This is a genomic window from Haloarcula montana, from assembly GCF_035666295.1.
Lineage (GTDB): Archaea > Halobacteriota > Halobacteria > Halobacteriales > Haloarculaceae > Haloarcula > Haloarcula montana.
This window is the reverse complement of sequence record NZ_CP142027.1, coordinates 1,947,729-1,969,871: the sequence shown is the minus strand read 5'-3', so window position 1 is coordinate 1,969,871 and position 22,143 is coordinate 1,947,729. Positions and strand designations below refer to the sequence as shown.

The 22,143-nt window shown below is 67.2% G+C and carries 24 protein-coding genes; 13 read left to right on the top strand and 11 right to left on the bottom strand.

Annotated features, from left to right (window positions below):
* Nucleotides 1-9 precede the first annotated feature (9 nt).
* Nucleotides 10-1,101: a M20 family metallopeptidase gene (locus VJ109_RS10310; RefSeq protein ID WP_324756543.1), complete on the bottom strand. Its 1,092-nt coding sequence runs from the start codon at nucleotides 1,099-1,101 to the stop codon at nucleotides 10-12.
* Between the two features lie 95 nt (nucleotides 1,102-1,196).
* Here VJ109_RS10310 and VJ109_RS10305 point away from each other — a divergent pair, with 95 nt between their 5' ends.
* The 3 genes from VJ109_RS10305 to VJ109_RS10295 all read left to right on the top strand — a co-directional run bounded on the left by VJ109_RS10305 (nucleotide 1,197) and on the right by VJ109_RS10295 (nucleotide 4,596).
* Nucleotides 1,197-3,077: a PINc/VapC family ATPase gene (locus VJ109_RS10305; RefSeq protein ID WP_324756541.1), complete on the top strand. Its 1,881-nt coding sequence runs from the start codon at nucleotides 1,197-1,199 to the stop codon at nucleotides 3,075-3,077.
* Nucleotides 3,078-3,217: 140 nt separating this feature from the next.
* Nucleotides 3,218-4,042 (top strand): YqcI/YcgG family protein, encoded by an 825-nt coding sequence (locus VJ109_RS10300; protein ID WP_324756539.1) that lies wholly within the window; start codon nucleotides 3,218-3,220, stop codon nucleotides 4,040-4,042.
* The gene (locus tag VJ109_RS10295; RefSeq protein ID WP_324756538.1) at nucleotides 4,042-4,596 is read left to right on the top strand and encodes a cysteine hydrolase family protein; all 555 of its coding nucleotides are present in this window, start codon (nucleotides 4,042-4,044) and stop codon (nucleotides 4,594-4,596) included. Before VJ109_RS10300 ends, VJ109_RS10295 begins: the two co-directional genes overlap by 1 nt.
* 23 nt (nucleotides 4,597-4,619) lie before the next feature.
* Here VJ109_RS10295 and VJ109_RS10290 read toward each other — a convergent pair whose 3' ends face one another.
* Nucleotides 4,620-4,883, bottom strand: a complete 264-nt coding sequence (locus VJ109_RS10290) for a helix-turn-helix domain-containing protein (protein ID WP_276223010.1) — start codon at nucleotides 4,881-4,883, stop codon at nucleotides 4,620-4,622.
* A gap of 126 nt (nucleotides 4,884-5,009) precedes the next feature.
* Here VJ109_RS10290 and VJ109_RS10285 point away from each other — a divergent pair, with 126 nt between their 5' ends.
* Together VJ109_RS10285 and VJ109_RS10280 are read left to right on the top strand one after the other, a co-directional pair.
* Complete coding sequence (locus VJ109_RS10285; protein ID WP_276223012.1) at nucleotides 5,010-5,306, top strand: EMC6-like membrane protein; 297 nt, start codon at nucleotides 5,010-5,012, stop codon at nucleotides 5,304-5,306.
* A 2-nt stretch (nucleotides 5,307-5,308) separates the two neighbouring features.
* Nucleotides 5,309-7,138 (top strand): ribosome biogenesis/translation initiation ATPase RLI, encoded by a 1,830-nt coding sequence (locus VJ109_RS10280; protein ID WP_324756536.1) that lies wholly within the window; start codon nucleotides 5,309-5,311, stop codon nucleotides 7,136-7,138.
* A gap of 47 nt (nucleotides 7,139-7,185) precedes the next feature.
* Here VJ109_RS10280 and npdG read toward each other — a convergent pair whose 3' ends face one another.
* The 4 genes from npdG to VJ109_RS10260 all read right to left on the bottom strand — a co-directional run bounded on the left by npdG (nucleotide 7,186) and on the right by VJ109_RS10260 (nucleotide 9,707).
* Nucleotides 7,186-7,851: an NADPH-dependent F420 reductase gene (gene npdG, locus VJ109_RS10275; RefSeq protein WP_324756534.1), complete on the bottom strand. Its 666-nt coding sequence runs from the start codon at nucleotides 7,849-7,851 to the stop codon at nucleotides 7,186-7,188.
* A 54-nt stretch (nucleotides 7,852-7,905) separates the two neighbouring features.
* The gene (locus VJ109_RS10270) at nucleotides 7,906-8,295 is read right to left on the bottom strand and encodes a hypothetical protein (protein ID WP_324756532.1); all 390 of its coding nucleotides are present in this window, start codon (nucleotides 8,293-8,295) and stop codon (nucleotides 7,906-7,908) included.
* Nucleotides 8,296-8,409: 114 nt separating this feature from the next.
* Nucleotides 8,410-9,273 carry a TIGR01548 family HAD-type hydrolase gene (locus tag VJ109_RS10265; protein ID WP_324756531.1) on the bottom strand — a complete coding sequence of 288 codons (864 nt, stop codon included), beginning with the start codon at nucleotides 9,271-9,273 and terminating at the stop codon, nucleotides 8,410-8,412.
* 35 nt (nucleotides 9,274-9,308) lie between these two features.
* Nucleotides 9,309-9,707 carry a UPF0146 family protein gene (locus tag VJ109_RS10260; protein ID WP_324756529.1) on the bottom strand — a complete coding sequence of 133 codons (399 nt, stop codon included), beginning with the start codon at nucleotides 9,705-9,707 and terminating at the stop codon, nucleotides 9,309-9,311.
* A 39-nt stretch (nucleotides 9,708-9,746) separates the two neighbouring features.
* Here VJ109_RS10260 and VJ109_RS10255 point away from each other — a divergent pair, with 39 nt between their 5' ends.
* Both VJ109_RS10255 and VJ109_RS10250 read left to right on the top strand, forming a co-directional pair.
* Nucleotides 9,747-10,268, top strand: coding sequence for an archaemetzincin family Zn-dependent metalloprotease (locus VJ109_RS10255; RefSeq protein ID WP_276223022.1), 522 nt, complete (start codon nucleotides 9,747-9,749; stop codon nucleotides 10,266-10,268).
* Between the two features lie 71 nt (nucleotides 10,269-10,339).
* A complete protein-coding gene (locus VJ109_RS10250) occupies nucleotides 10,340-10,555 on the top strand; it encodes a hypothetical protein (protein WP_276223024.1) in 216 nt (71 codons plus the stop codon).
* A 74-nt stretch (nucleotides 10,556-10,629) separates the two neighbouring features.
* Here the strand turns inward: VJ109_RS10250 and VJ109_RS10245 are convergent, their stop codons facing one another.
* Nucleotides 10,630-10,896 (bottom strand): thioredoxin family protein, encoded by a 267-nt coding sequence (locus VJ109_RS10245; RefSeq protein WP_324756527.1) that lies wholly within the window; start codon nucleotides 10,894-10,896, stop codon nucleotides 10,630-10,632.
* 107 nt (nucleotides 10,897-11,003) lie between these two features.
* On the opposite strand from VJ109_RS10245, the gene VJ109_RS10240 reads away from it, so the two are divergent.
* The 3 genes from VJ109_RS10240 (at nucleotide 11,004) to VJ109_RS10230 (ending at nucleotide 13,169) form a co-directional block, all read left to right on the top strand.
* The gene (locus tag VJ109_RS10240; protein ID WP_276223028.1) at nucleotides 11,004-11,165 is read left to right on the top strand and encodes a preprotein translocase subunit Sec61beta; all 162 of its coding nucleotides are present in this window, start codon (nucleotides 11,004-11,006) and stop codon (nucleotides 11,163-11,165) included.
* Between the two features lie 241 nt (nucleotides 11,166-11,406).
* A complete protein-coding gene (locus tag VJ109_RS10235) occupies nucleotides 11,407-11,781 on the top strand; it encodes a DUF7532 family protein (protein ID WP_324756524.1) in 375 nt (124 codons plus the stop codon).
* Nucleotides 11,778-13,169 carry a ribonuclease FAU-1 family protein gene (locus VJ109_RS10230; protein WP_324756522.1) on the top strand — a complete coding sequence of 464 codons (1,392 nt, stop codon included), beginning with the start codon at nucleotides 11,778-11,780 and terminating at the stop codon, nucleotides 13,167-13,169. Before VJ109_RS10235 ends, VJ109_RS10230 begins: the two co-directional genes overlap by 4 nt.
* Here the strand turns inward: VJ109_RS10230 and VJ109_RS10225 are convergent.
* The gene (locus VJ109_RS10225) at nucleotides 13,161-14,573 is read right to left on the bottom strand and encodes an LVIVD repeat-containing protein (protein ID WP_324756520.1); all 1,413 of its coding nucleotides are present in this window, start codon (nucleotides 14,571-14,573) and stop codon (nucleotides 13,161-13,163) included. The genes VJ109_RS10230 and VJ109_RS10225 overlap by 9 nt on opposite strands.
* Before the next feature lie 54 nt (nucleotides 14,574-14,627).
* Nucleotides 14,628-15,209: an LURP-one-related/scramblase family protein gene (locus VJ109_RS10220; RefSeq protein ID WP_324756519.1), complete on the bottom strand. Its 582-nt coding sequence runs from the start codon at nucleotides 15,207-15,209 to the stop codon at nucleotides 14,628-14,630.
* Between the two features lie 226 nt (nucleotides 15,210-15,435).
* Here VJ109_RS10220 and uvrA point away from each other — a divergent pair, with 226 nt between their 5' ends.
* Complete coding sequence (uvrA, locus tag VJ109_RS10215) at nucleotides 15,436-18,420, top strand: excinuclease ABC subunit UvrA (RefSeq protein WP_324756518.1); 2,985 nt, start codon at nucleotides 15,436-15,438, stop codon at nucleotides 18,418-18,420.
* On the opposite strand, the gene VJ109_RS10210 is transcribed toward uvrA, so the two are convergent.
* Nucleotides 18,417-18,974 (bottom strand): PIN domain-containing protein, encoded by a 558-nt coding sequence (locus VJ109_RS10210; RefSeq protein WP_324756516.1) that lies wholly within the window; start codon nucleotides 18,972-18,974, stop codon nucleotides 18,417-18,419. The two genes, uvrA and VJ109_RS10210, sit on opposite strands and share 4 nt — an antisense overlap.
* A complete protein-coding gene (locus tag VJ109_RS10205; protein WP_491745810.1) occupies nucleotides 18,971-19,096 on the bottom strand; it encodes a hypothetical protein in 126 nt (41 codons plus the stop codon). The genes VJ109_RS10210 and VJ109_RS10205 overlap by 4 nt, the downstream gene beginning before the upstream one ends.
* 286 nt (nucleotides 19,097-19,382) lie before the next feature.
* On the opposite strand from VJ109_RS10205, the gene VJ109_RS10200 reads away from it, so the two are divergent.
* Together VJ109_RS10200 and VJ109_RS10195 are read left to right on the top strand one after the other, a co-directional pair.
* Complete coding sequence (locus VJ109_RS10200; protein WP_324756514.1) at nucleotides 19,383-20,144, top strand: hypothetical protein; 762 nt, start codon at nucleotides 19,383-19,385, stop codon at nucleotides 20,142-20,144.
* 48 nt (nucleotides 20,145-20,192) lie between these two features.
* Entirely contained in the window at nucleotides 20,193-22,100 is a 1,908-nt protein-coding gene (locus tag VJ109_RS10195) for a S9 family peptidase (protein WP_324756513.1), read from the top strand.
* The last annotated feature ends 43 nt before the right edge of the window (nucleotides 22,101-22,143 follow it).

Sequence of the window (22,143 nt, the reverse complement as noted above, 5' to 3'; positions counted from 1 at the left end):
TAAACGGTGTCAGTTCTCCGCCCCGTCCCAGGTCCGGGCGACCCGCCCGTAGATCGCCCGACACCGATCGAGCACGTCGATCGAGACGCTCTCGTCGGCGGTGTGGGCCTCGCCGGGTTCGGCCGCCCCGACGACGACACAGTCGGTGCCGGCGTCGGCCAGCCACCCCGCGTCGGTCGCGTGCGGTTTGACGACTTGCTCGGGGGGACCGTCCTGCGCGGCGGCGGCAGCCGACTGGACGGCATCGGCGAACGCGGCGTCCCCGCAGGCCATCGGCGGGAGGTCCTGATCGATCCGCAGTGAGACCCCGTCGACGGTCTCGACCCGCGAGAGCGGTGCCCGCTCACCGGGGACGGTCCGCTCGTCGACGGTCACCTCGCACCGTTCGGGGACGACGTTCCAGGCCGACCCGCCGTCGATCTCGGTGACGGCGACGCTCCCGGACAGCGAGTGTCCCAGGACCGCCGTCTCGGGGAACTGGATGTCACGGACCACGTCGACGGCGTCACACGCCCGGTAGACAGCGTTTTCCCCCGCACCGGGTTCGCTGGCGTGGGCAGCCTCCCCCTCGGCGACGATGGTCGACCCCCGCCGGCCCTTGTGGGCGACGGCCACGTCCGTAACGCCGGCCGCGGAGTAGCCCGTCGACCCTTCGCCGACGACGGCGTAGTCGGGCGCGAACCCGTCCTCGATGGCCGCCCAGCAGCCGATGCCGCCCTGTTCCTCGCCGACGAAGGAGGCGAAGACGAGTTCGCCAGCGGGGTCGACCGCGGCGAAGGCGAGCATGGCCGCCGCGACACAGCCTTTCATGTCGGCGGTCCCACGGCCGTAGAGCCGGCCGTCGCGGCGCTCGACGGCGTAGTCGTCGCCCTCGACCTGCGAGTCGTCCGGCGGGACCACGTCGTGGTGACCCACGAGCGCGAGCGACGGTCCCGTTCCCTTCCGGGCGATGACGTTCCCCGCCTCGTCGCGTCGGACGGTCGCGTCGGTCCGTTCCCGGAGCCACGACGCGATGAAGTCGCCGGCAGCCCGTTCGTCGTGGTCGCCTGCCCGGTGGCTCGGGATCGCGACCAACTCCTCGGTGAGGTCCGCGATATCCATACCGGGGCCTCGGGACGACGGGGCAAGAGTTCGGTGGAGTCGGCCGACGGGACCGGTTGAACATCCTTATCAGGCGACGGGACCCTATCGACAGTATGGATATCGTACCGGACACGAGCGTGGTCATCGACGGCCGCGTGTCCGAGCAGATCGAAGCCGACGCCGACCCCGACTCGACGGTCGACGGCAGGGGCTTTGCCGGCGCGACGGTCGTCGTCCCGGAAGCCGTCGTCGGCGAACTCGAAGCACAGGCCAACGACGGCCGGGAGACCGGCTGGGAAGGGCTCGAAGAACTCCAGACGCTCGTCGATCTCGCCGAGGAAGGAACCATCGACGTCGAGTACGTCGGCCGCCGGCCCGACGCCATCGAGAAACGGGAGGCCGGCGAGGGCCAGATCGACGCACTGATCCGTGACGTAGCAGGGGACCGCGAGGCCACCCTCGTGACCAGCGACGACGTACAAGCGGAAGTCGCCCGCGCGAAGGGACTGGACGTGGAGTACGTCGAACCCCGCGGTCGCACGGTCGAACGCCTCCAGATCGAGAACTTCTTCGACGAGGGGACGATGAGCGTCCACCTGAAAGTGGGGGTCCAGCCGTTCGCCAAGAAGGGGTCGATCGGCGACATGCACTACCAGCCGATCCGTGACGAGATCGCCACCGAGGACGAGCTCCGCGAGTACGTCGAAGACATCGAGGAGGCCGCCCGCTCCTCGCCCGACGGCTTCGTCGAACTGGACGAACCCGGCATGACCATCGTCCAGTTCAAGGACCTCCGGATCGCGATGGCCCGGCCGCCGTTCTCGGACGCCCGGGAGATCACCGCCGTCCGCCCGATCGTCAAGACCGACCTGGACGACTACGAACACGCCGACGAACTGCGCGACCGTTTTACCGACCACCAGCGGGGCGTCCTCATCTCCGGCTCACCGGGCGCCGGGAAGTCGACGTTCGCCCAGGCCGTCGGGGAGTTCCTCGTCGACGCCGACTACGCCGTCAAGACGATGGAGAAACCCCGTGACCTCCAGGTCGGTCCGGAGATCACCCAGTACACCGCACTCGGGGGCTCGATGGAGAAGACCGCCGACTCGCTGCTGATGGTCCGGCCCGACTACACCATCTACGACGAGGTCCGCAAGACCGACGACTTCGAAGTGTTCGCGGATATGCGGCTGGCGGGCGTCGGCATGGTCGGGGTCGTCCACGCGACCCGTGCCGTCGACGCGCTCCAGCGGCTCATCGGCCGGGTCGAACTGGGCCTGATCCCCCAGATCGTCGACACCGTTATCTACATCGAGGCCGGGCAGGTCCACACCGTCTACGACGTGACGACCGAGGTGAAGGTTCCCCACGGCCTGATGGAGGAAGACCTCGCACGGCCGGTCATCGTCATCCGGGACTTCGAGACCGGCCAGCCCGAGTACGAGATCTACACGTTCAACCGCCAGGTCGTCACCGTCCCGCTCAACGACGACGAGGACAGCGAGGACTCCGGTGTCGACCGCCTGGCCAAGCAGGAGGTCGAACGCGAGATCCGCTCGATCGCCCGGGGCCACGTCGAGGTCGAACTCCGCGGCCCTAACACCGCCATCGTCTGGGTCGAGGACGACGACATCTCCCAGGTCATCGGCAAGGGCGGGGGCCGCATCTCCGACGTGGAGAACCGCCTGGGGATCGACATCGACGTCCGGACCTTCGAGGACCGCCCGACAGGCCCCTCCGGCGGGCCACAGGCCGACGCCAGCGGGAGCAAGCAGGGCGAGATCGTCACGCCGGAGGTCACTTCCCGGCACGTGATGATCCCCCTGGAGGGCCACGCCGGCGAGACCGTCGAGGTCCAGGCCGACGGCGAGTACCTCTTTACCGCGACCGTCTCCCGTGGCGGCGAGGTCCAGGTCTCCCGTGGCTCCGGCATCGCCGAGGAACTGGAGCGGGCGATCGACCGCGGGAAGACGATCACCGTCACGCCCTCCTGAGCGGTCTGCGGTACCGGAACCGAAGTTCCCGCTACCAGTACGACTCCGGACCACGTTCGTGCGTTTCCGCGTTCGAGTCACTCAACGGGACTGTCAGCTCGAACCGATGGATAATTCCGGGAGCGCACTGACTGATAGCTATGAGCGATGCAGTCGTCGGAACGCTGCTCGATCAACAGACCCTGGCGGCCCGGGTCGAAGCCGGGGACACCCCGGCGTGGGTCGCCGACCACTGGCGGACGTTCCGGGACGCATTGACGGGAGAGCGGAACGGGACTCCGTTTCCCTGTTTCTTCGGGGCCGAATCAGTTCGGGCGGGCGATCCGCTGTACACGGCCGTCCCGTCGCTGACCGATCCGGAGGCACTGTTCGACCTCGGCGAAACCCTGTGCTCGTATCTGGAGCGCTATCAGGACCACAGCGAGCGGGCGTCACTGGTGACGTTCTTTCGACCGCCCGACCGTCCGCTGACCGAATCGGAGTACCACGACGCGCTCTGGCATGTCCTCCAATTTCTCCACGTCCACGACCCCGAGCCGTGGCCCGAGGAGATCCCGACCGATCCGGCGGACCCCTACTGGGAGTTCTGTTTCGCCGGCGAACCGATGTTTCCGACCTGTCGGGCACCGTTCTACGACACTCGTAAGAGCCGGTACTGTCCGGTCGGCCTGGAGATCACGTTCCAGCCACGCGCGCTGTTCGAAGCACTGGACGTCACGGCCGAGACGGCCGCCGGGCAACACGCTCGGGACGTGATCCAGGACCGACTCGGGGAGTACGACACCGTCTGTCCACACGCGGATCTGGGAGACTGGGGCGTCGACGGCGACCGCGAGTGGCCCCAGTACATGCTCTCCTCGGACCCCGAGCAGGCTCCCGACGAGTGCCCGATGACTGTCACACGGGACCACCCGAAATCGAAGTGGCTCGTCGGACGGCCCGAACAGTCGGAGCCGGCCGACTGATGGCGTCCGATCCGGCGCTCCTGCTGGTGGACTTCCAGCAAGGGTTCGACGACGGCAGATGGGGACCCCGCAACAACCCCGATGCGGAGGCAAACGCCCGACGGCTGTTGTCGACCTGGCGAGACCGAGGCGACCCCGTCGTCCACGTCCGACACGACTCGACGGAGCCGGACTCACCGCTCCGGGACGGCGAACCCGGCTTCGCGTTCAAACCGGGGCTGGCGCCACGCAGCGACGAGCACGCTGTCACCAAACGCGTCAACGGCGCCTTCGTCGGAACCGAACTGGAATCGTGGCTGTCGGACCGCGGTATCGAGGCCGTCGTCGTCTGCGGGCTGACGACCGACCACTGCGTCTCGACGACGGTCCGGATGGCCGAAAACCGTGGCTTCGCGGTCACTTTCGTCCGGGACGCGGCCGCGACGTTCGATCGGCGGCTGGACGAGGAGCGGTTCGCCGCCGATCTGGTCCACCGGACGGCGCTTGCACAACTGGCCGGCGAGTTCGCGACGATCGAAACGACCGCGGGGCTGTGTGGGCAGAGAACGGAGTGAGGGAGGATTCGGCTCGCCGGCAGTCAGTCCGAGACGGCGGCGTCGGCCTCGGCCGGCTGGTCGGTGATCTCGTAGAGGTTCTGTCGTGCGTCAGCGAAGTAGACGTCTTCCTCGATGACGCCGACCTCGTCGAGTCGTTCGAGCGCGTAGCGGACCGTCCGTGCCGAGAGCATCGACTCCTCGACGATTCCTTTCTGCGTGAGCGGCCCGTCGTACTCCAGCACTTTGTACACGAGCTTGGCGCTCGGAGGGAGATCCGCGATTTCCTCCCCGTCGGATTCCGTCATTACCTCCATCGAGACGCGCCGGATGCATAAAGATTGAGGAGTTGATCGGGAGACCGCCTGCCGGCCACAGCGACGGCGGATCGTGGAACCGCGCCCCTTTTGACTGTGGGTAGTCCAAGTGCGCGTATGGCAACGGACACGGCGGACGGCATGAGCTCGCACATGCGAGGGCTCACCGTCACGACGATCACGGCGGTGGCCGGTATCGCCGCGGCGTTCGGCTCGAACGCCGTCGCGAGCGGGGCGACCGACACCATCGGGGTCGCTATCCTCGCAGTCGCCGTCCTCGCACAGTTCCCGGTCCTCAAAGTCGCCGGTATCGGCCAGGAGGACCTCTCGACGAAAGACGTCCTCTACATCGCGTTTATGACCTTCGCCCTCTGGTTCGTCAGTTGGGGCGTCATGCTGACCACGGGGGTCTGAGGATGGCCGAGGACAGCATCGCGGTCGTGGACCTAGAGCGGTGTCAACCCGACCGCTGTAACTACGAGTGCATGAACTACTGCCCGCCCAACCGCAGCGGGAAAGAGTGCATCGTCAAACGCGAGGACAAGTACGAGGAGGACGAACCCTTCGAGGGCAAGCCCGACCAGGTCTTCATCTCCGAGGAGATCTGTCTGGGCGAGTCCTGTGGCATCTGTGTCAACAAGTGTCCGTTCGACGCGATCGAGATCGTCAACCTCCCACAGGAGTTGACCGAGGAACCGGTCCACCGCTACGGCGAGAACGCCTTCGCGCTGTACGGTCTACCCGCGCCCGCAGAGGGCCAGGTGACCGGCATCCTCGGTCCGAACGGGATCGGGAAGACGACCGCCGTCCGCATCCTAGCCGACGAGATGGCGCCGAACCTCGGCCAGTACGGCACCGAACCGGGCTGGGACGATATCCTGGACGAGTACCGCGGCACGGCACTACAGGACTACCTCGAACAGATGCGTGACGGCGATATCACCGTCGCCCGCAAACCACAGTACGTCGACCGCATCCCCGACCAGTTCGACGGGAAAGCCCGGGAACTGCTCGCACAGACGGACGAGCGAGGCGCACTCGACGAGCTGGTCGAACGGACCGGTATCGGCCCCGTCGTCGACAACCACATCGACGACCTCTCCGGGGGCGAACTCCAGCGGGTCGCCCTGGTGGCGACGCTGGCACGGGACGCCGACTTCTACTTCCTCGACGAGATCACGCCCTACCTGGACATCGGCCAGCGGATGACTGCCGCACGGCTCATCCGCGAACTCGCCGAGGACGGCGACCGGTCGATGCTGGTCGTCGAGCACGATCTGGCGATCTTAGACCTGCTCGCGGACAACATCAACGTCGCCTACGGGACCCCCGGCGCCTTCGGTGTCATCACCGCGCCCAAGTCCACGAAAAAGGGGATCAACGAGTACCTCTCGGGCTACCTGGAGAACGAGAACATGCGGGTCCGCCAGACCGAGATCGAGTTCGAGGAGCACGCGCCCCGGACCGCCTCGACCGGCGACGTCGTCATCGAGTACCCGACCCTCACGAAGAGCTACGGCGAGGGCGAGTTCTCGCTCGAAGTCGACTCCGGAACCATCCGCGAGAGCGAAGTGCTGGGCGTCGTCGGTCCCAACGGCATCGGGAAGTCGACGTTCGCGAAGATGCTCGCCGGCCGCCTCGAACCCTCGGAGGGGACGGTCGATTCGAGCCTCGACATCGCCTACAAGCCCCAGTACATCGAGATCGACCAGCCGATGCGGGTCGACGCGTTCCTCTCGACGATCACCGACGACTTCGGGACGTCCTACTGGAACACCGAGATCGCACAGCCGCTCCAGTTGGAGTCGGTGATGGAGCAGCAACTGACCGACCTCTCGGGCGGGGAACGCCAGCGGGTCGCCATCGCCGCCTGTCTCTCGAAGGACGCCGATCTCTACCTGCTGGACGAACCCTCGGCACACCTGGACGTGGAACAGCGGGTGCTGGCGACCTCGGCGATCCGGCGCTACGCCGAGAACCACGACGCGACGGCGATGGTCATCGACCACGACATCTACATGATCGACCTGCTGGCCGATCGCCTGCTCGTCTTCGAGGGGGAACCCGCAAAGCGCGGCCACGCGACCCCGCCCCAGGGGATGCGCGAGGGGATGAACGAGTTCCTCGCGAACCTGGATATCACGTTCCGCCGCGACGAGCGGACCTCCCGGCCGCGGATCAACAAACCCGGCTCGCAACTCGACCGCGAGCAGAAGAACGCCGGCGAGTACTATTACTCGCCGTAGTGCCCGCGACTACCGATTTTCCGAGACCGACCACGGCAAGCGGCCGCTCAGTTGAACCGCACGCCGAGATCATGCAGGCCGTCGTTGTGACGCGCGACGTTGATGAGCAGCGGCGTCAGTCCCTCGATCTCGGCGGCGTTGGCAAGCGGGCCACCATCGAGGGCGCGCAGGCCGTCGATCCCTTCCGCGAGGTCCCGGACGGTCGCCTTCGCGTCGCCGTCGTCGCCGACGACGATGGTGTCCCACTCCAGCGTAGCGTCCAGATCCGAGAGCCGGCCGGCCGCGAGGTTGTGGAACGCGCCGACGATCGGCGTCCCCTCGGGGGCGGCGTTTGCGGCCAGTTCCGTGACGCTGCCGACGCCGGGCCGGTTGTAGTGGAAGCCGTCCTCGTCGCGTTTCATCCCGACCGCGGGTGAGACCAGGATCGCGTCGCCGAGGTCGTCGGCGACAGCTTCGACGGTATCCGTGAGGTGGTACGCGGGGACGGCGGCGACGACCACGTCCGCGCGGGCCGCGGCCTCGGGGTTCGTCAGCCCGTCGACATCGACCGATCGGCCGCGATCGGCGAGTGTCGCTTCGTAGTCGGCCGCGCTATCAGCGGCCTTCTCGGCGTCCCGAGAACCGACCATGAGCGTGTGGTCCGTGTCCTTCGCCCAGCGGAGGGCCAGCCCTTCACCGATATCTCCGGTCCCGCCGAGAATCGCGATTTCCATACCGGGAGGGTAGGCCGAGTCGCGAATAAGCGTTGTGCGACCGGAGGTGCTTGCCTAGGTGTAGTGCTCCCAGGCGTACTCGAACCCACCGCCGTAGGCGACGTACAGGGCGACGGCCAGTCCGACGGCGAACCCGAGGAGCTGGGCGGCGATCGCGAGCGGCGACGTGTGACCCAGGAGCGTGTTCGCGATCGTCACCAGCGGAACCGTCGCGACGAACAGCGTGAGGATGAAAAGCAGCATCCGTCCGGGGCGGTGGGCGTCCTCTAGGGCCGCCTCGTTGCGCCGGATCGTCCAGTAGGTCGCTCCGAGCGCGACGAGTTGGAACGAGACGGCGTAGAGCGGAACGAGGTCGACGGTGGGTTCGTAGACGGCCGCACCGCTGACGATCGCGGTCCAGATGCTGACCAGTATCGACCAGGCCAGCATCGTCCGTTGGCGCATATCCGGGCGTGGGGCGCCGGCGGGCAAAGGCGTGGCGTTCTGATAGTGGTCATTGTAGATCAGTTCCGGACAGCGCCGACCCCCGGGTCGGCGCGTACCGGTACATCGCTACAATCACTCCAGCAGGTCCGGGAGGTCGTTGACCGAGTCGACGACCGCACTGGCACCGACGCCGGCGAACTTCCGCCGACCGTCCTCGCCAGAGAGTCCGCCGGTGAGGACACCGACCCCGTAGTAGACGCGGTCGTCGGTCTCGTCGGCGTTGACAGCCGTCTCGACGTCGTCCAGCGTGTCGCCGACGAAGGCGATCCGCTCGGCGTCGAACCGTTCGGCCAGCGTGACGAGCGCGGCCGGGTGTGGCTTGCCCTCCGCCCAGTCGTCCATCGTGAACCGATGCTCCCCGGGCAGGTCCAGTCCGACCCGGTCCAGCGCGATGTCGGCCTCGGCGGACGGCCGGCCGGTGACGACGCCGACATCGTAGCGCTCGGTCAGGGTCGCCAGCGTCCCCTCCTCGACGATGACCGGTTCGTCATGGATGTAGCCGGGCGCGTCGAAGGCCGGTTCTCCGTCTTCGAGTTCACGATACAGTTCGCTGCCCAGATACAGCGTCTGGAAGACCTCACGGAGCCGGTCCCGGTCCCAGGCGTCGAACACCCGATCGGCGGCGGCCGGATCGAGCAGTTCCCGTATCACTGCCGTCGCGGCGTCCAGTCCACCGCCGCGCTCGGCGATGGCATCGGTAAAGGCCGCGAGGTCCGCCACGTCGGCCTCCCGGCTGGCGAGGACGAACAGCGCCGCGGCGTCGGTGACCTCCCAGTCGTTGTTGAACCCGCCGGCGTCCTTGAACCACTGGATGTCCGCCCGGGAAATCGTCTCGCCGTACACCCTGTCGACGGACTCGACGACGGCTCGTCGGTAGGAGTCGGCTACGTCCACGAGGACGCCATCGATGTCGAGTACGACCGCATCGACCTGCATACGCGCCGGAAGACACCCCGGCCACAAGCCTGTTGCTATCCCCTGTCGGTGACCCGGTACAGCGTCACACCCCCGGGTAGGGATTCGGGATCGACGGGGACGACGGGTGGATCGCCACCGAGCGTGGTGAACCAACAGGTCGCCCCGACGGTTCGGGCGACCGACCGAACCGGCCGGTGGAGTTCCGGCGGGAGGTTGCGGGCGTAGACGACATCAGTTCCCTCGTAGACGGCCGGTTCTGGGTCGGTGACGTCGTCGAGGACGAACTCGACACCCTCGGGGACGGACCGACGCTCGATGTCCGTCGCCGTCACTTCGACCCCCCGATCACGGAGCGCGGCGGCGACCGTCGGCCGGTTCCCAATCCCGACCTCGACCGCCGACGCTGCGACGGTCGCGAGCCGGTCGGCGAGGGCCTCGTCGGGCTTGCTCACGTCGGGATATTTATGAGACGGCGGCGCATATGCGTTCGCATGCACGTCGACATCGTGCCGGTCGGCGAGGTCTCCGCGCAGGTCAAACGCGAGGCCTCCGACGGGCTGCGGGCGACCTACGACTGCGAGGTCTCCATGCACGATCCCCAGTCCATCCCGGCCGGTGCGTACGATGCCGACCGCGACCAGTACCGCGCCGAGGAGTTCATCGACCTGGCTCGCCGAGTGGGGTCGGGCGGGAAGAACATCGCGATCACGCCGATGGATCTGTTCTACCGGCGCCGCAACTACGTCTTCGGCCTGGCGTATCTGGGTGGCTCCGGGAGCGTCATCTCCACCTACCGGCTCCAGACGACCTCCGATGGCGGGTTCTCGAACCGCTCCGCCGGCGAGATCTTCTCGGCCCGCGTCCGCAAGGAGGTCGTCCACGAGATCGGCCACACGCTCGGCCTGGAACACTGTGACAACAAACGCTGTGTCATGAACTTCTCCCCGACGGTCCGGCAAGTCGACGTGAAAGAACCCTCGCTGTGTGGCTCCTGCCAGCGGAACGTCCTCTGATCGGCGGCCGCGTCGTACCTAACGAATTAGGCTGTCCGGATAATATCCTCTATGGCTTAGGTGTGTGTGTAATGAGCAAGAGTCAGTCCTCCGATCGGGCCGAAGAACTCGGTGACATCTTCGTCTCGGTCACCGGCGGCGAATCGGTTACCGAACACCAGGACGACGACGCCTCCGACCGCGAACTCCGGCCGGACGAGGAGTTCGACCCCGACGAGGTCGCCGACGGTCTCGACGACGCAGTCGCCGGGTCGGAGACTGGCGATACGAGCGACCCCGCGGCCTGATTCCAGCAGTACTTCACAGCCCGTCGACAGTGCCGTCGCTCCGGACGAAGCGAACGACAGAGAAAGGAGTCGCGTCAGACGCCGGCTTTCTGCAGTGCGTCCTCCAGGTCGTCGGCCTGCGTGACGCCGACGAAGCGTTCGACGATCCCGTCGTCGTTCTCGACGATGAGTGTCGGCAGCGAGCGTACCTGGTACTCGTTGGCGACGTCTTGCTCCTCGTCGACGTTGATCTTCTCGAACTCGACATCGGTCCACTCCTCCTTGAGATCGTCAAGGATCGGGTCCTGGGTCTTACACGGACCACACCAGTCGGCGTAGAAGTCCTTGAGTGTAACCGTCATGGTCTCTTCGATGTAACCTATGTGGCCAGATAAGGGTTGTCCATGTGCGGCGCCCGGACACGACCGAAGCCGAAAGGCTTACTCCGTGGGACTGACGAAGAGTGGACATGAGCAGTAGCGACGGCGGCGGACTCATGTCCAGTGCCGGACTCGTCCGGTATTTCGACGCCGAAGACCAGAACACGATCCGTGTCGACCCGCGAACAATCGTCGCCTTCGGCGTCCTGTTCGGTGTACTGATGCTCGTGCTGAACGCCACCGCAGTATAGACCGCCGTTCTTCCTCGGGTGTCCTCACGCGCTCTCCGAGCCTGCCGTCCCACTCGCTGTGAAAACGGTTCGACTGCACCACTCACGGCTTCGCCGTTCGCTTTCGCGGGCGACTGCACCCCTGTTCGAGTGACCCTGTTCGCTTCGCTCGGCGGATGCTCCGAAGGCCGTTGCCACTCGGCTGTTGCTTCCACGATAGGAAGTCGCGGCGTTTTTGCACGCTTGTCACCCAACAGCGGGTATGCACTTCACCCAGCGTGAACAGCACGCGCTCCGCGAGGCCGGCGTCGACCAGGCGACCATCGAGGCAGCGTCCGAGACCGTCGTCGAGGCGACCGCCGACGCGGCCGCCGACATCGAGGCGTTCTTCGCCGACGCCGAGACGGTGTACTCCGACATGGACCGCGCACACAGTGCCAGCGAGATCCAGGAACACACCGTCGACTACTGTGATCTGTTCACCCACGCCGACGACATCCGGGGGTATCTACGGTTCGACCGGTGGGGCGTGCCCGTCGAAGGGGGGCGCGTCCTGAGCGACGAGCGTGTCGAACTGACGCTGGGGCCGACCGTCGACGGGCGGGTCCGGTTCGCGTACGACGAGGACGCGCTATGACCGTCAAGGTCAGGGGCATCTACACGACGGCGCTGACCCACCTGCTGACGGAGGCCGGTCACGAGGTGGTCCAGGCGTCCGGGCCGATCCGCGACCGGTTCGACGCCGATTTCGGAACCGAGCGGGCCGCAGTGACCGTCGCGACGACCGACGACCGCCAGGGTGTCGGCGTCAGCGGCGACGACGAGCAGGTCGCGGCCATCCAGGAACTCGTGACCGACGTGGGACGGGACACGCTGTGGTGGGCGGACCCGACGCCCGAGGGTGCCGTCTACGCCGGCGAGGTGACCGAGACGCTCGGGAGCGGCGCCGTCGTGGACCTGGGTGACGGCGAGGGGTTTCTCCCCTACGGCAACGCCGACGACCGCGTCGAGACCGGCGACCGGCTGGTGGTCCAGGTGGCCGAGGCAGGCGCTCCCTGGACGGACGGCCGTCCCGTCCTGGAGACGACCGTCGCCGTCCGTGGATCGCTGCTGTCGCTCGTCCGGGGAGCCAGCACCGACACCGGCGGCGTCGGCGGCCCGTCGATGCTGGACCTGGTGGCCGCCGACCCCCGCGAGGGGTGGGGCGTCTCCTGGGAACAGGCGAGCGAGGACGCCGACTTCGACGCGCTGGCGGCGGCGCTGTCGGCAGCCAACGAGCGCGCCGCGGCCATCGACGACGCGCTTGCGGACGCGCCGCCGGCCGAGGAGGCCGCTCCGCACTGCTACTGGGACGATACGGCGACGACATGGGTCTGGTTCGGCCGGGAGAGCCGCTTCGAACTGGACGAGGCCCGCCGTGCGGTGACGACGACGATGACGGGCCACCACCGGCTGAAGGCCGGCCACCGCACCGCGAGCAGCGCCGTCGACTACGTCGAGGCGTTGTGTGACGACCCCGAAGGCGAGTTCCCCTTCGCCGTCACCGCCGAGCAGTTCGGGCCACGCGAGGGCGGGTCGCTCGAACTCGGCCATGGCAAGCCCGACGGCCGGCTCATCAGCCTGGGCAGGGGCGATGTCACGGCCGTCGACGCCGACGGGACCGTCACCGTCGAGCGGGAACTCTCACCCGGCGGCGAGTACGACGCCCTGGGCGTCCCGAAGGAGGCCGGAGACATCGCCGAGACGACCCTGAAGGAGGGGCGGTGGTGGTACCCGACGACCTACCGCGACAGCGAGGGGACGAGCAAGGGGACCTACGTCAACGTCTGTACGCCCGTCGAGATCTTCCCGGAGACGGCCCGCTACGTCGACCTGCACGTCGACGTGGTCCGTCACGCCGACGGAACCGTCGAACGCGTCGACGACGACGAACTCGACGCCGCCGTCGCGGCCGGCGAGGTCCCCGAGGAACTGGCCGAACGGGCTCGCGGCGTCGCCGCAGCCGTCGAGAACGCGCTATCGTGAGCGGTCGTCGCGGCGGCGGGCGTACCACGCCGACAGCCCCAGCGCCGACAGCGTCCCGAGGACGCCGAAGCCGTCGCCGGCGGCCCCCGACGCCGACCGTTCCCCCGATCCGTCGGTTGGTGTCGCGGTGGCCGTCGGCGTCTCGACACTGGCCGGGTCCGGAAACGTGTAGAGCCCGGGCTGGACATCGGCGCCGCCGACGGCGTTCGTACTCGTCGCGACGAAACAGTCGCTGGCTCGCTGTGCGGTCCAGAACGCCGTATCGTCGCCGTCGCGCCACGCTGCGATCTCGCGTGGCTCCGACGGGTCAGAGATGTCGTGGACCCTGACGCCGCCGTTGTACCACGCCGAGTAACACCGGCCGTCGACCAACTCGAAGTTGTGTGCCGTCGTCAGGACCCCGCCGGGCGTGGGGTCGGTGGTCGGCGGCGGCTCGATCGTCGCGAGGTGGGTCGGCGCCGACAGGTCGTCGATATCGTAGAGCGCGAGACCGCTCGGCCCGCCGCTGTCGTCGCCGTCCAGGTCCCAGGACTCGGCACCGACCCCCAGCAGGCCGGCCGTCTCGTCGACGGTGACGAAGTGGTCGTTGCCGGGCGGTTCCGACCGTTCGGTGCCGGGGTCCTCGACCGCCGTCAGTTCGTCCGGTGACCGCCCACGAACGCGGGCCAGGCGTTCGGGGGCCGTCGGGTCCGAGACGTCAAGCACCCACGTCCCGGCGTCCCAGTAGGCCAGATACGCCCGGTCGCCCTGGACCCACACGTCGTGGAGCGGCCGGAGCGTGGCGGGAACGTCTGCCCACCGCTCGTCGGCGTCGGTCAGCCGCCAGGTCCCGACTTCCCGGCCGGTTCGCGTATCGACGACGAGCAACGGGTTCCCGTCGCGGCCGCCGCCGGTCAGGTAGGCGTGGCGGCCGTCGAAATCACAGTTGTGGATCGTCGTCTCGACCTGGGCAGCCCCGACCTGGGTGGGCGCCTGTCGATCGCTAACGTCGAAGACGACCAGTCCGTGTGCCCCGTCGGCTGGGTGGGCCGGCCCCGCGACCAGGAGCCGGCTCCCGCTGACCGCGAGGTCCTGGATACGGTTGATCGGTCCGGGCTCGGTGTCGCCCAGCAGGTCCGAGATCCGGGTCAACAGCCGTGGTCTGGTCGGCGTGACGAGGTCGACGACAGCCACTCCGTCGCCGGTCGCGACGTATGCCGTGTGGCCGTCGGGGCTGGTGACGGTCTCGTAGGCCGCCGAGAGCGCGAGAAATCCGATCGGGTCGTCACCGGACGGCGTCTCCGAGATCGGCGTCCGGTCGTTACCCTCGGGGAGCGGATGGCCGGTGCCAGTCTGGCTCCCGAGGCTGGCACCGACAGCGGCGCCCGTGACGCCGACGGTCCGGAGGAACGCCCGGCGGTTCATACCGACGGTCGGGGACAGACGGAAAGAAACGTTGCGGTGATCTCGGATCGACCCTCAGTTCCCCTGGATGGCGTCGATGACCATCGCAGCCGCGATGATGACCTCTTTCGGGACGGAACTGGCGTCGTCGATCGTGATGTCGTACCGGTCTTTCATCGAGAACTGGCCGTCGATGTTGCCGACGTGACCGCCCTCGCTGTCGGTGATCTCGTACTTGTGGGGGATCCACTGGCCGAACGGGAGGAAGTGACGGGCGAGCGTGATCGCGGCACCCTGGGAGTCGATCTGTGCCAGCACCTCCTCGGTCTGGGCGTCGCGGACGCGCCACGTGTCCTGCAGGATCGAGAAGTCGTTGTCGAGGACCACGAGGTCCTCGTCGGTCTGTGAGTCGGTCAGCGTGTAGTTGCCCGCGACGTCGAGCATGCTGCCGGCGTTGACCTCGAAAACGTCGTTGTCGTTTCCGTCGACGAAGGGGAACGACTCCTTGGCCTTGAACATCTTCTGTTTCCCGCGGAGGACGACGTTGCCGTTCCTGTCCATCGCCTTGTATTTGTTGCGGACGAGGCTCTGTTCGACGGTGTAGCTGTCGTCGCTCAGGTCCAGTCCTGTGATGTCGTACGTACCAGTCGTACTCATATTTTCGACCCTCGATACACAGTCACTTAGTTGTAATGGACGTAACAAAACCAGATATATAGTCGTATAGAACCGTCTGATCCCATTCTCCGGACCACGAGACACGTAATATATCGGCGGCGGGTACCGAAACCTACGCACGGAACTGGCTCTCGGCCCGTCGAGTGACCGGAGACGGACAGGAACCGACAGGGTTTCACGGCCACCGTCCTTGGGAACCCCATAGATGAGCAAGGACGTCATCGAGGTCCGCGGTGCCGAGGAGCACAACCTCAAGGACGTCGACGTGGAGATCCCCCGCGAGGAACTCACCGTCGTCACGGGGTTGTCGGGGTCGGGCAAGTCCTCTCTGGCATTCGAGACAGTGTACGCCGAGGGACAACGCCGCTACATCGAGTCGCTGTCGGCCTACGCCCGGAACTTCCTGGGCCAGATGGACAAACCCCAGGTCGAAAACGTCGAGGGGTTGTCGCCGGCGATCTCGATCGACCAGAAGAACGCCGCCAACAACCCCCGGTCGACGGTCGGGACCGTCACCGAACTCCACGACTACCTCCGCCTGCTGTACGCCCGCGTCGGGGTCCCTCACTGTCCGGAGTGTGGCCGCGAGGTCGGTGAACAGTCCGCCCAGAACATGGTCTCGCGTATCCTCGATCTCCCGGAGGGGACACGACTGAAACTCTGTGCGCCGGTGGTCCGCGATCAGAAGGGCGCCTTCGAGGACCTGTTCGACGACCTCGTGAGCGAGGGATACTCCCGGGTGGAGGTCGACGGGGAGAGCTACGACCTGACGCTGGACCGACCCGAACTCGACGAGAACTACGACCACACCGTCGACGTGGTCGTCGACCGCGTGAAAGTCGCACCCGACGCCCGTTCGCGGATCACCGACTCCGTGGAGACGGCCCTCGAAGAGGCCGACGGGACGCTGAAGGTCGTCGTCCCGGAGCCACCCGAGGGCGCCGCCGAGGCGCTGGGCGGGTCGACGGCGCGGTCGACAGGCGCCCTCGGGGACGCCGAGGACGAGGCGACAGCAGCCCAAAGCGACGATCGCCTCGTCGTCGAACTCTCGGAAGACCTCGCCTGCACACACTGTGGGATCGACATCTCGGAGATCGAGACCCGCTCCTTCTCGTTCAACTCGCCTCACGGCGCCTGTCCGGAGTGTGAGGGGCTGGGCGAGACGAAAGAGGTCAGCGAGGCGTTGGTGATCACCGACCCCGGCAAGCCACTCAAGCACGTCTTCGAGCCCTGGAGCTACGACCGGACCTACTACTCCCGGCAACTGGACAACGTCGCGGACCACTTCGGCGTCTCCCTGGAGACGCCCTTCGAGGAACTGGACGAGTCGATCCAGCGGCAGTTCCTCTACGGCACCGACGACCTGGTCCACTTCGAGTGGACCACCAAGAACGGGACCCGCGAGAAGACCGAGCGGTTCGAGGGCGTGATCCCGAACCTCGAACGCCGGCACGTCGAGACCGACTCCGACCGCGCCCGCGAGCACATCGAGGAGTTCATGGCGACGACGACCTGTCCGGCCTGTGAGGGCACCCGGCTGAAAGCCGAGTCCCGCGCAGTGCTGGTCGACGGGACCTCGATCACCGCGGTCAACCGGATGTCCATCGGCGACGCCCTGGCCCACTTCGAGGAGATGGAGGCGACCCTCTCGGCCCGTGACACCAAGATCGCCGCGGAGATCCTGAAGGAGATCCGCGCCCGCCTGGGGTTCATGCAGGAGGTCGGCCTGGAGTACCTGACGCTGGACCGCGAAGCGGCGACCCTCTCGGGCGGGGAGAGCCAGCGCATCCGGCTGGCCACCCAGATCGGGTCGGGTCTCGTGGGCGTGTTGTACGTCCTCGACGAGCCGTCGATCGGGCTCCACCAGCGGGACAACGACCGACTGCTGAATACCCTCGAAGAACTGCGGGACCTCGGAAACACGCTGCTCGTGGTCGAACACGACACCGAGACGATGCGCCGGGCCGACAACGTCATCGACATGGGTCCCGGCCCGGGCAAACAGGGCGGGGAGATCGTCGTCAACGGGCCACAGGAGGAACTGATGGCCGCCGAGGCGTCGATCACGGGCGACTACCTGGCCGGCGAGCGCCAGATTCCAGTGCCCGACGAGCGCCGCGAGTCCGACAGCTCCCTCACGGTCCGGGGAGCGCGTCAGCACAACCTCGCGGATCTGGACGTCGAGTTCCCGCTGGGGACGTTCACCGCCATCACCGGCGTCTCCGGTTCCGGGAAGTCGACGCTGATGCACGACGTGCTGTACAAGGGACTCGTCCGGCGGATGAACGACACCGACGTCAACCCCGGCGAACACGACGCCATCGAGGGGATCGACCGGATCGAGACGGTCCGGCTGATCGACCAGTCCCCGATCGGCCGTACGCCCCGCTCGAACCCCGCGACCTACACGAACGTCTTCGACCACATCCGGGAGCTGTTCGCCGAGACCAGCCTCTCGAAACAGCGGGGCTACGAGAAAGGACGGTTCTCCTTCAACGTCAAGGGCGGTCGCTGTGAGGGCTGTGGCGGCCAGGGAACAGTCACCATCGACATGAATTTCCTCTCGGACGTGGAGGTCCCCTGCGAGGAGTGTGGCGGCGCCCGCTACAACGACGAGACACTGGACGTCGAGTACAAGGGCGCGACCATCGCCGACGTGCTGGAGATGACTGTCGACGAGGCCCACGACTTCTTCGAGAGCCACAGCGGCATCCGCCGCCGGCTGGAACTGTTGAAGGACGTGGGGCTGGGCTACATGAAACTCGGCCAGCCGTCGACGACCCTCTCCGGGGGCGAGGCCCAGCGGATCAAACTCGCCGAGGAACTGGGGAAGAAGGACTCCGGCGAGACGCTGTATCTACTCGACGAGCCGACCACCGGCCTCCACCCAGCGGACGAGCGGAAACTCATCGACGTGCTCCACCGCCTGACCGACGACGGCAACACGGTCGTCGTCATCGAGCACGAACTCGACCTCGTGAAAAACGCCGACCACATCGTCGATCTCGGGCCGGAGGGCGGCGAACACGGCGGTCGACTGGTCGCCGAGGGCACCCCCGAAGCGGTCGCCCGGACCGAGGAGTCACACACCGGCCGGTACCTCCGTGACCTGCTGCCCGGCGTCGACCTAGAGGGGCCACGCGCCGACCGGGACGCAGACGAGGTCGCCGCGAAAGCGGACGACGACTAGTCGGTTGCGTCGTCGATCAGCTGTTCGGCCCGCCGAACCAGCGTCGCACTGAGACGAGCACCGACCTCGTCCATCGCGTACAGTGTCGATTTCGCATCGTCGGCCGTTATCGCTCCGCACTCGACGGCACGGACCAGGACACCTATCGAACCGGAGACGCGGATCGAGAGCGCCATGCACGTCTTGCGAAGTGGCTTGTCGTCTGTCACGAGCACCGGTCGGTCGTGGAGAAGTGCGTGTGCCAAGAGGGCAACGTCGGCCTCGACAGGCGGCTCAGTGAGGGCCAACTCGTCTTCCGTCACCTCCGTTCCCAGATGTGACGCTGCTTCCTGGAGCAAGTCGGTGTTGACGAGCTTCGACGAGGTGACCCAGGACCCCATCGCCGCCGTGAGTGCGCTCGCCGCCGGGTCCGTATCTATCTCGTCACAGACGGCCTCCGGAATCACGATCTGCCCGTCGAACGAGCCCAGTAGCTCCGTCTGACCGACTGCGGTGAGCGTGATCCAGACGCTGGCGTCGACAAGCAGTGTTCGCTCCGGTTCCTCGCCGTTCATCGCAACGCGTCCACGTCATCGGCAAGACGGGCCTCGTCGTAGTTCGAGAGGATCCCACGTTCGTTCGCTTCCGACATTATCTCGGCGATCGTGAGGCCAGCGATATCGGCCGCACCGCGCATCCCGACCGTGCCGTCCTGATACTGTTGGAGCGCGACTCGTATCAGTTCCTCGCGCGCCCCTCGGCGGAGCGCCTGTCAGATGGCCTCACTCCTGCTCTCTCCCGTTGCTTCGGCCAGTCGCGCTACCAGATCGAGTTCTGTGTCGCTCATGCGAGTCGTGATATTCTCCATATGTACTGCGATGCGTTACATCGTATTAATCTCGGGGTCGAATCGCCCCTTGGACGGCACAGCAGCACCTCGGCCGGCGCTGCGTTTTTGTTAGTCTACGGTGACACACCCACACATGGCACAGTCGACAGCTGAACCGACGCGAAAGCGGGGGATCGGTGGGCTCGCACAGCAAGCGAACCCGGCGTTCGCGGTCGGGGCGGTCGCGGTGCCGCTGCTCGCCTTCGCCGCGGCGGTCGCGAGCGGCCGCATCCGTGCGCTGACCTACGTTCACGTGATGGCCGGGGTCCTCTGGACCGGGATCGACCTGTTCATCGGGCTGGTGTTGGGGCCGGTGCTGGGCGGCCAGGAACCCGAGCAGCGAGCGTCGTTCTTCCAGTCGTTCACGCCGAAGATGACCTTCCTGATGCCGACGCTGGCGACGGTGACGATCACCGGGGGAGTCCTGCTCGCGCTCCGGCTCGGGAAGTTCCCGAACGCCGACCCGTGGCTGGCGCTCATGACCGCGGCGACGACGATTCCGGTCGTCCTGTTGCTCGGCGCCCAGTTCGATGCGCTGACCGACCCGAAGACGCTGCTGGCGCTTGCCGTCGCGGTCGTCGGCTCCGGCGCGTATCTGTGGACCGCTCTGCCCGACTTCGCGATGACCTCGCCCTGGATCGTCGCCACGCTGGCCATCGTGACGCTGCTGACGATCCAGGGCTTCGGCGTGATCCTCCCGGGAGAGGTACGCATCTACCGCCAGGTCGTCTCGGAGAACCCCGACGTCGACCTGATCTCGGAGATCGGGATGCGAAACGCCCGTCTCGGCGGGCTCCAGGGAGTCCTCCAGCTAGCGATCGTCTTCGTGATGGTCGGGCTGCGGTGGTGGCGTTGAACCCGTAGGCAGAAAGCATATTTTCGCGTCGTGAGTTTGTCGGTAAGTATGTCCGACCCTGACACCGACCCCGGCGACGTGCTGGAGGAACTGGCGAGTCTCCCGACGCTGGCACACCCGACGGCCTCCCCGGACGGGAGCGAAGTGGCCTTCTACTACGACGCCAGCGGCCGCAACGAACTGCACGTCCTCGACGTCGAGACCGGCGAGCACACCCAGTGGAGCGACGGCGAGGTCCCGCGGAACGCCCGCTGGTTCGTCGAGTGGGACGCCGACGGCGACCGCGTGTTCTTCCACCTCGACGACGACGGCGACGAGCAAAACGACGTCTACGCCATCGACCGGGACGGCTCGGTCGAACCGGTCGTGGAGTTCCGCGGCCAGACCGTCCTCGCCGACGTCGGCGAGGACGGCCAGACGCTGCTGGTCGGGTCGACCCGGGACGGGCAGATGAACCTCTACAGTCACGACCTCGAAAGCGGGGAGACCACCAAACTCACCGACTACGACCGGGCGGCCCGCGGCGGCCTGCTCTCGCCCGACGGCGAGCGGGTCGCCTACGCCACCAACGAGTCCGACGACTTCGACAACCTCGACGTCTACGTCGCGAACGCCGACGGCTCCGACGCCCGGAACCTCGAACTCGGGGAGACGGGCGCGGAGGCGACGCCGGTCGACTGGGGACCGGACGGCGAGCGCCTGCTCGTCTCGGACAACAGCGCCGACCTGACACGCAGCGGCGTCTACGACCGCCGGACCGACGAGGTGACCTGGTTCGGCGGTGACAGCGAGGAGCAACCGGCCTTCTTCATGCCCGACGGCCAGCGGTTCCTGGCGGTCCGGACCCGCGAGGCCGCCAAGATGCCCGTCGTCTACGACGTCGGGAGCGGCGAGTCCCGCGAACTGGAGCTTCCCGAGGGGGTCGCCGGCTTCGGGCTGGCCGGCGACGCGGTGCTGGGCGACGACCGGATCCTGCTGACCCACACGACGCCGACCCGCCGGCCGGATCTGTTGGCCTACGACCTCTCGACCGACGAGACGGAGACGCTCGTCGAAGCAGAGTACGGCCCGTTCTCGCCCGAGGAGTTCGCCGACGCCGAGTACCGCACGTTCGCCTCCGACGGCGTCCCCGAGACCCCACAGGCCGCCGTCGAACACGACCCCTACGACACCCTGGAGATCGGCGCGTTGCTGTACGACTCCGGCGAGCGACCGTCGCCACTTGTCGTCAACCCCCACGGCGGCCCCCGGGGGATGGACGACAAGGCCTTCGACCTGTACACCCAGTTCCTCGTCCAGCAGGGGTACTCGGTGCTCCAGGTGAACTACCGGGGCTCGACGGGCCGGGGCCGCTCGTTCGTCCGTGAGTTGTACGACGACTGGGGCGGCGCCGAACAGGGGGACGTCGCGACCGGCGCCGAGTCCGTCCTCGACGAGTACGACTGGCTCGACGCGGACCGCGTGGCCGTCTTCGGGGGCTCGTACGGCGGCTACTCGGCGTACTGGCAACTGGTCCAGTACCCGCAACTGTACGACGCCGGCGTCGCCTGGATCGGGCTGACCGACCTCGAAGAGATGTACGAGACGACGATGCCTCACTACCGGACCGAACTGCTGGAGAAGAACATCGGCACGCCCGAATCGAACCCCGACCTCTACCGGGAGCGGTCGCCGATCCAGTACGTCGAGAACCTCTCGGCGCCGCTGTTCATGCTCCACGGCGTCAACGACCGCCGGGTTCCCGTCTCGCAGGCCCGTCTGTTCCGGGACGCGCTGGCCGAGGCCGGCTACACCGCGGCGGCCGAAGCCGGCGAGGCAGGCGACTACGAGTACACCGAACTGGGCGAGGAGGGCCACGCCTCCTCGGACATCGACCAGAAGATCCGGCTGTTCCGCCTGCTCGCGGACTTCCTCGACCGGCGGCTCGGTACCGAACCCGTCGTCGCCGAGGACTGAAGACGGCCTCGGCGGTAGTTTTCTGGCGACCCGCCGTCTACTG

Coding starts and splice junctions, on each gene's coding strand:
- VJ109_RS10240 (WP_276223028.1), top strand. CDS start 11,004: ATGAGCAGTAGCGACGGCGGCGGACTCATGTCCAGTGCCGGACTCGTC.
- VJ109_RS10250 (WP_276223024.1), top strand. CDS start 10,340: ATGAGCAAGAGTCAGTCCTCCGATCGGGCCGAAGAACTCGGTGACATC.
- VJ109_RS10255 (WP_276223022.1), top strand. CDS start 9,747: ATGCACGTCGACATCGTGCCGGTCGGCGAGGTCTCCGCGCAGGTCAAA.
- VJ109_RS10300 (WP_324756539.1), top strand. CDS start 3,218: ATGAGCGATGCAGTCGTCGGAACGCTGCTCGATCAACAGACCCTGGCG.
- VJ109_RS10265 (WP_324756531.1), bottom strand. CDS start 9,273: ATGCAGGTCGATGCGGTCGTACTCGACATCGATGGCGTCCTCGTGGAC.
- VJ109_RS10195 (WP_324756513.1), top strand. CDS start 20,193: ATGTCCGACCCTGACACCGACCCCGGCGACGTGCTGGAGGAACTGGCG.
- VJ109_RS10245 (WP_324756527.1), bottom strand. CDS start 10,896: ATGACGGTTACACTCAAGGACTTCTACGCCGACTGGTGTGGTCCGTGT.
- VJ109_RS10205 (WP_491745810.1), bottom strand. CDS start 19,096: ATGCGCGGTGCGGCCGATATCGCTGGCCTCACGATCGCCGAGATAATG.
- npdG (WP_324756534.1), bottom strand. CDS start 7,851: ATGGAAATCGCGATTCTCGGCGGGACCGGAGATATCGGTGAAGGGCTG.
- VJ109_RS10305 (WP_324756541.1), top strand. CDS start 1,197: ATGGATATCGTACCGGACACGAGCGTGGTCATCGACGGCCGCGTGTCC.
- VJ109_RS10220 (WP_324756519.1), bottom strand. CDS start 15,209: ATGAGTACGACTGGTACGTACGACATCACAGGACTGGACCTGAGCGAC.
- VJ109_RS10280 (WP_324756536.1), top strand. CDS start 5,309: ATGGCCGAGGACAGCATCGCGGTCGTGGACCTAGAGCGGTGTCAACCC.
- VJ109_RS10225 (WP_324756520.1), bottom strand. CDS start 14,573: ATGAACCGCCGGGCGTTCCTCCGGACCGTCGGCGTCACGGGCGCCGCT.
- VJ109_RS10285 (WP_276223012.1), top strand. CDS start 5,010: ATGGCAACGGACACGGCGGACGGCATGAGCTCGCACATGCGAGGGCTC.
- uvrA (WP_324756518.1), top strand. CDS start 15,436: ATGAGCAAGGACGTCATCGAGGTCCGCGGTGCCGAGGAGCACAACCTC.
- VJ109_RS10295 (WP_324756538.1), top strand. CDS start 4,042: ATGGCGTCCGATCCGGCGCTCCTGCTGGTGGACTTCCAGCAAGGGTTC.
- VJ109_RS10235 (WP_324756524.1), top strand. CDS start 11,407: ATGCACTTCACCCAGCGTGAACAGCACGCGCTCCGCGAGGCCGGCGTC.
- VJ109_RS10210 (WP_324756516.1), bottom strand. CDS start 18,974: ATGAACGGCGAGGAACCGGAGCGAACACTGCTTGTCGACGCCAGCGTC.
- VJ109_RS10200 (WP_324756514.1), top strand. CDS start 19,383: ATGGCACAGTCGACAGCTGAACCGACGCGAAAGCGGGGGATCGGTGGG.
- VJ109_RS10310 (WP_324756543.1), bottom strand. CDS start 1,101: ATGGATATCGCGGACCTCACCGAGGAGTTGGTCGCGATCCCGAGCCAC.
- VJ109_RS10290 (WP_276223010.1), bottom strand. CDS start 4,883: ATGACGGAATCCGACGGGGAGGAAATCGCGGATCTCCCTCCGAGCGCC.
- VJ109_RS10270 (WP_324756532.1), bottom strand. CDS start 8,295: ATGCGCCAACGGACGATGCTGGCCTGGTCGATACTGGTCAGCATCTGG.
- VJ109_RS10230 (WP_324756522.1), top strand. CDS start 11,778: ATGACCGTCAAGGTCAGGGGCATCTACACGACGGCGCTGACCCACCTG.